At 44.6% G+C, this 6,209-nt stretch carries 3 protein-coding genes and 1 pseudogene; 2 read left to right on the forward strand and 2 right to left on the reverse strand.

The features are described 5' to 3' along the window. Window positions 1–2,118: fatty acid oxidation complex subunit alpha FadJ (fadJ, locus tag AB4653_RS11240; protein WP_372104182.1), on the forward strand; the 2,118-nt coding region annotated here is incomplete at its 5' end. A 317-nt stretch (window positions 2,119–2,435) separates the two neighbouring features. On the opposite strand, the gene AB4653_RS11245 is transcribed toward fadJ, so the two are convergent. Next, window positions 2,436–5,213, reverse strand: coding sequence for an insulinase family protein (locus tag AB4653_RS11245; RefSeq protein WP_009848512.1), 2,778 nt, complete (start codon window positions 5,211–5,213; stop codon window positions 2,436–2,438). 304 nt (window positions 5,214–5,517) lie between these two features. On the opposite strand from AB4653_RS11245, the gene sixA reads away from it, so the two are divergent. Beyond that, window positions 5,518–5,982 (forward strand): phosphohistidine phosphatase SixA, encoded by a 465-nt coding sequence (gene sixA / locus AB4653_RS11250; protein WP_012603460.1) that lies wholly within the window; start codon window positions 5,518–5,520, stop codon window positions 5,980–5,982. A gap of 135 nt (window positions 5,983–6,117) precedes the next feature. Here sixA and AB4653_RS11255 read toward each other — a convergent pair. Continuing rightward, window positions 6,118–6,209, reverse strand: a pseudogene (locus tag AB4653_RS11255) (endonuclease SmrB); the annotation flags it as partial.

A 6,209-nucleotide genomic window follows, 5' to 3' on the forward strand; every position in this document is an offset into this window, starting at 1 on the left:
TCTTTAACTATCGATGACCAAGATATTGCATGGCTTGCGATCGATGTACCAAACGAAAAAATGAACACGCTACAAGCGGCGTTTGCCGAAGAAATGAAAGCAATCTTCGAGCAGTTGAAGGAAAAGCAAAGCCGAGTTAAAGGCTTAATCGTTCATTCATTGAAGCCAGATAATTTTATTGCTGGCGCTGACGTACGAATGCTTGATGCTTGCAAGACAGCAGATGAAGCGCAATCTCTTGCTCGCCAGGGGCAGGAGATGTTCCAAGCACTTTCTGATTTGCCTTATCCTGTTGTTGCAGCGATTCACGGCCCATGTTTAGGTGGTGGCTTAGAGCTGGCACTATCGTGTGATTACCGCGTATGTACTGATTCAGATAAGACTCGCTTAGGTCTGCCAGAAGTCCAGCTTGGTCTGTTACCCGGCTCTGGTGGTACGCAACGTCTTCCTCGTCTTATCGGTTTACTGCCTTCTCTTGACCTTATTCTTACGGGTAAGCAACTGCGCGCTAAAAAAGCGAAATCGCTAGGTGTCGTGGATGCTTGTGTGCCAGAAACTATCTTGCTGGAAGTTGCTAAGAGCTTTGTTGAAAAGAACTCAGGCGGGAAAAAAGGTAAGCGCTTGGCGTCTAAAAGCCAAGCTTCGGCCAAAGAAAAAATAATTTCACGTACGGGTCTTGGTCGCAAGGTTATTTTTGAACAGGCTTCAAAGAAGACCAATCAGAAAACACGCGGCAATTACCCTGCCGCTGATGCGATTCTTGATGTGATTCGTTATGGCTTAGAGAACGGCTTTGATAAAGGTCTTCAGTACGAAGCGAAGCGTTTCTCTGAATTGGTGATGACCGCAGAATCCAAAGCCCTTCGTTCGATTTTCTTTGCCACCACTGAAATGAAAAAAGAACATGGCGCAGACGCAGAACCAAAAGCGGTTAAGCGTGTTGGTGTACTGGGCGGTGGTCTTATGGGCGCTGGTATCAGCCACGTCAGTGTTGCTAAAGCGAAAGTACCGGTTCGTATTAAAGATGTGTCTAATGAAGGTGTGCTCAATGCGCTTAACTACAACTACAAGTTGTTCGATAAGCAGCGTAAACGTCGTATTCTGAGCCGAGCTGGCCTTGAAAGTAAGATGCTTCAGCTTTCTGGTGGTATCGACTTTACAAGCTTTAACCATACTGATGTTGTGATTGAAGCGGTATTTGAAGATCTCGGCCTTAAGCAATCAATGGTTGCAGACATTGAAGCCAATGCTAAGTCAGAGACTATCTTTGCGACCAACACGTCTTCACTGCCAATCCACAAAATTGCAGAGAAAGCGCAGCGACCAGAAAACGTGGTTGGTCTTCACTACTTCAGCCCGGCAGAAAAAATGCCGCTAGTAGAAGTCATCCCTCATGAAACAACGTCAGAAGAGACGATTTCGACGGTTGTTGCATTAGCGAAAAAGCAAGGTAAAACGCCGATTGTTGTTAAAGATACGGCTGGCTTCTATGTGAACCGTATTCTTGCTCCATACATGAATGAAGCGGCGCATCTGTTATTGGCAAATGAGCCGATTGAAAAGCTCGACAGCACATTGGTGGACTTCGGTTTCCCGGTTGGCCCAATTACTTTGTTAGACGAGGTGGGTGTTGATATTGGTGCGAAGATCATCCCGATTCTGGTTAATGAATTAGGCGAGCGTTTCCAAGGTCCTGATGTGTTCGACATTCTTTTGAATGACAACCGTAAAGGCCGTAAGAGTGGCAAAGGTTTTTACACTTACAAAGGTAAAAAGAAGGAAGTCGATAAGTCAGTATACAAACTGCTTAAGCTGCAACCTGAACCTAAGCTAAGCGATAACGACATCGCAATGCGTTGTGTGTTACCGATGCTCAACGAAGCGGTTCGTTGTTTGGATGATGGCATTATCCGTAGCCCGCGAGATGGCGATATTGGTGCTATTTTCGGTATCGGCTTCCCGCCATTCCTTGGTGGTCCGTTCCGTTATATGGATCAAATTGGTATTAAGTCACTGGTAGAGATGATGAACGACTTCGCTAAGAAGTACGGTGATCGTTTTGCGCCATGTGATGGCCTACTGACACGTGCTGGGTTGGATGAGTCTTTCTACAAGTAACTCTTTCTATTAGTAACTTTCTAGCACTTTGATTATAAAGCTCGTATCAAGCAATTGATGCGGGCTTCATTTTTATGGGAGTATGCAAAAGAAAGGAGATTCCCGATTCAGTCGTTCCTCCTTCTCGGGAATGACGATTGAGATGTAAAAAGTAAGCTATTGTGTTGATTAGGAAGGTGGTCAACACACCTCAATCAAAACTACCGTCATCTCCTAAAGCGACGAAGGAGCGTAATAGGAGATCTGCTCTTGTGTTGCACCCAATAAAAAAGGTTGATGCTTTCACATCAACCTTCTGATCTTTTTAATAACAACGACTAACCAAGCTCACAGTCTTTAGGACGCAACTGAAACTCATCAATTGAGCCAATCTCAACACCTGCCGACAACTTCTCTTCTTCATTATGAGCGTTGCCGTGCGCATGCATAATCAGACGATTCGCTGTACGAGGTTTTAGTTGGCTAACCACAAAGCGCATCATGTCTGAGCGAGTCAGACCTTTGAGCTCTTCTAACACGCGATCCCTCTGATTGAATTCCAAATCCTTATTGCCTATCGCAACCCATAAGCGTTGAGCACGACCACGCAAGGTGGTATCTGGCGTTGAAATTTGATTCCAAAGACCGCGTTTACTGCTGTGCCATTGATAGTCGTTAAGCTCTAGCAATACCATGTAAAAGGCATTGAGGAACTCGTCTATGGAAGCCAACAGATCTGCTGGGGCTGCATTAGGCGATTGCACATACAACACAATACCTGGGTGTCGGTTCAATGGCATATTACCAGTGCCGACCATATAGCCTAGCTGCTGCTTAGTACGAATCTCGTGGAAGAAAGTGGCTGACATCAAGTGGTTGGCCAATGAATACAGTGCAATATTTGTAGGTGATATATCTGAACATTGGTAGTAAACCACAATGGCTGAGTCATCTTGATTACAGACCACTTCGCGTTGGAAACTACCGTTATCACCCAGCATGATTAAAGGGCGCAGTGACTCTTCGTAAGCCTGATCTTGAACACGCAGGGCATCTTTTAGCGTTTCAGCCATCTTGTTCGCATCGGCTTTTTTCCAGTCACCATACACAAACATTTCGACATGCAGTTCGGCCAAAATAGCTTGAACAAAAGAAGAAAGTTCGTCGACTTCTATTGTTTCCAGCGCTTCAATTAAGACGGAATAGGGCGGGTTATTTGGCTGTAAGATTCCCGTCATCGCATTGAATAGCTGCGAGATAGGACGGTCTTGCGATGCGTTATTCCAGTTTCTGAGCAATTGATGCTTAATCGTTTCGAATCGTATTGAACTAAAGTCGCGTGCTTGGAAACGTTCAAGAATCATATTGAGCAGCTGTGGCTGTTTCTCGCTAAATCCAGATAGAGTAAGTGTGACACCACCTTGATGGGTATACATGTTGTAGCCCATGCCAGCAATCTCAGCTTGATACGTATCTTTTTCAAGCGAGTCTAAGAACATCTCTACACACAAGCGTGTTTTAACGATGTTTCTCGGGGTGGCAACTGAGTGTGGGCTATCTATAGCGATATACACCACACCTTTTGGAACTCGAAATTGATGGTCTTGGAGGTGCCATAACTTAAAGCCGTCCAGCTCTTCTAACAGTTGTGGGTGCTTAGCGTCACCTTCGAGCTCTGCAGGGTCTAAGTCGTAGCAAATAAATGGGTTTTTGCTTGGGAGCTCAAACTGCCAGCCGGGGTTAATGCATGTAAAGCATTGAACTTGCTCAGCGCTAAATGGTGTGAGCGAATAGGGCGTAAAGTACCATTTCGCTTCTCTGTCATATTCGAACCCTTGAGCAACAATGGTGACCCGCATGTTGTCGACGGTTAAGTAAGGAAGCAGAGAACGTTGTAACTCTTCGTCGAAATGCGACATTTTGTAATCGCCATACACTACATCTTGCTCTTGGTAATGCTGCATGTTGATAACGAGATGGCTGACGACATCAAGTGGTCTTGAGGGCTCTTGAAAGCGGAAGGCTGATTCCAAAACAGCCCGTTTTTCGAGGTAACGCCACTCTTCAATACCTTGTTGTTCAATCAACTTAATGTACTGGAACACCGCTTGGATGATGTTATCGGTTTTGGTTAAACCTTCGATGGTTAATGAGCAACTGACTGTGAAATCACGATAGTTACTGCCACTTGCGCCGCCACCTGCGGAGAGGGAAGTAATCCAGCCTTTCTCTTTGAGTTGCATCATCAAACTGCCTTCTCCTTCGTAACCGATAAGGTGTGCAAAGAACGATAATGGTTTAATACCGTAGTGTTCATCCATGCTTGGCATTGGGAAGGTTAAGATAAGTTTGCGCACTTCTTTGATCGGTTTAACGTGTACTTGTACCCCCGTGCTTAATTCGCCAACAATCGGTACTTCAACCTTCTTGCCTTGTAGTTGGTGGTTGGTAATCGAGCTAAAACGCTCCTCAACCCAACTTTGCATCTCGTCTAATGATTGATTACCAGACAGCGTCAGTGTCATTAAGTCTGAAGAGTACTGCTGCTGGTGGAAAGCCAAGATCTCTTGTCGAATCGTCTCGCCGTTTCGGTCACCCAACGTATCGATATTACCGACAGAAAACTTCGAGAATGGGTGACAGTGATTTACCAATTCTTTGGTCACTTGGTACAAGCGTCGCGAGTCGTCGTTGAGTTTCATTTTATACTCTGAATCAACGGCTTGGCGTTCTTTGTCTAAGGCTTCTTCGTTGAACAGGGGGGCGGTAAAAAATTGGCTGAAGCGATCGAGTGCATTTTCAAAGGCATTCAATTCAACATCAAAAAAGAAGCAGGTGTGTTCGGTTCCTGTCCAAGCGTTGTTGCTACCGCCATGCTGGCTGATAAAACTTTGGAACTCTCCGACCTTTGGATACTTTTCAGTTCCCAAAAATAGCATATGCTCTAAGTAGTGAGCTAAACCCTCTCGGTCTGTAGGGTCATCAAAATGCCCGACATTAACGGCGAGTGCGGCTGCAGCTTTTTGAGCGTTCTGATCGTGAACTAACAGTACTCTCAACCCGTTATCCAATGTTATGTAACGGTATTGATGTTCATCATTAGGGCTTAAATGCACAGATGCATCTCCAGAGCAGGTGGTTTTTAAATTATGTACGCGATGATTTAAGGTGCAAACCTCGCGATCATATTTTGGGATATGAAGTGCTTTTTGGCGACTTCTAAATCACTTTTATCGATTTTTATCAGTGATTTATTTTCTTTTAATAAGATTGTTAAGAAAGTCGAACTCTTTAGCAAGTGACTTGATATAATTATTTATATAGACTGCGGTTTCTCTAGTTTGAGAGCCAAACGCTAAGTAGCGTATCGCTGATATGGGATATATCGACTTTCGAAATGTTACGTAGACAGGACTGAACATGAAAATATTCATAATGCGCCACGGTGAAGCAGAACATTTTGCTAACTCGGATGCAGAACGTGCGTTAACGAAGCGCGGTAAAATGGCGTCTCTTGCGGTAGCTCAAGCTGCAAATGAGCAAGGGTTTAGCCAGTTCGATAAAGTGCTTGTGAGCCCATACTTGAGGGCACAAGAAACGTGGTTAGAAATCTCTCAAGCGTTTTCTGGAAAGAAAGTAGAAACCTGTGATGATATTACGCCTTACGGAATGTCTGACGATGTGTTTGATTTGACCATAGCAATGGCTGAAGTAGAAAAGCTAGAGACCATTTTATTTGTTTCTCATTTACCTCTAGTGGGCTATTTAACGGCTGAATTTGCGACGGGCATGGCGCCACCTATGTTCCCAACCTCAGGGCTCGCGTGTATTGAATTCGACCTTGAAAAACAAAAAGGCGAGTTGCTTTGGAACATTAATCCATAGCTGAGACCGTTTTCTCAAGATAAATTTAAGGGCACCTCATGATTATTGAGATGCCCTTTGTTGTTTCTAACGGATTATTTCGACCAAACGACAAGGTGCTGGACGTACTTTTTAGAATAAAGAGCAAGTCGATGGCTATTTATCTGGGATAGCAAGTAAAACCAGTAGCGCCCCATGGCCACCGAACTCTAAAGGTGCTTGGTGAAAAGCCATCACATCTGGGTGCC

Origin of the sequence: Vibrio sp. 10N.222.48.A3, from assembly GCF_041475345.1 — a bacterium.
Lineage (GTDB): Bacteria > Pseudomonadota > Gammaproteobacteria > Enterobacterales > Vibrionaceae > Vibrio > Vibrio tasmaniensis_A.

Bases quoted from the DNA above. Each gene is read 5' to 3' on its own strand.
- sixA (WP_012603460.1), top strand. From the start codon at position 5,518: ATGAAAATATTCATAATGCGCCACGGTGAAGCAGAACATTTTGCTAAC.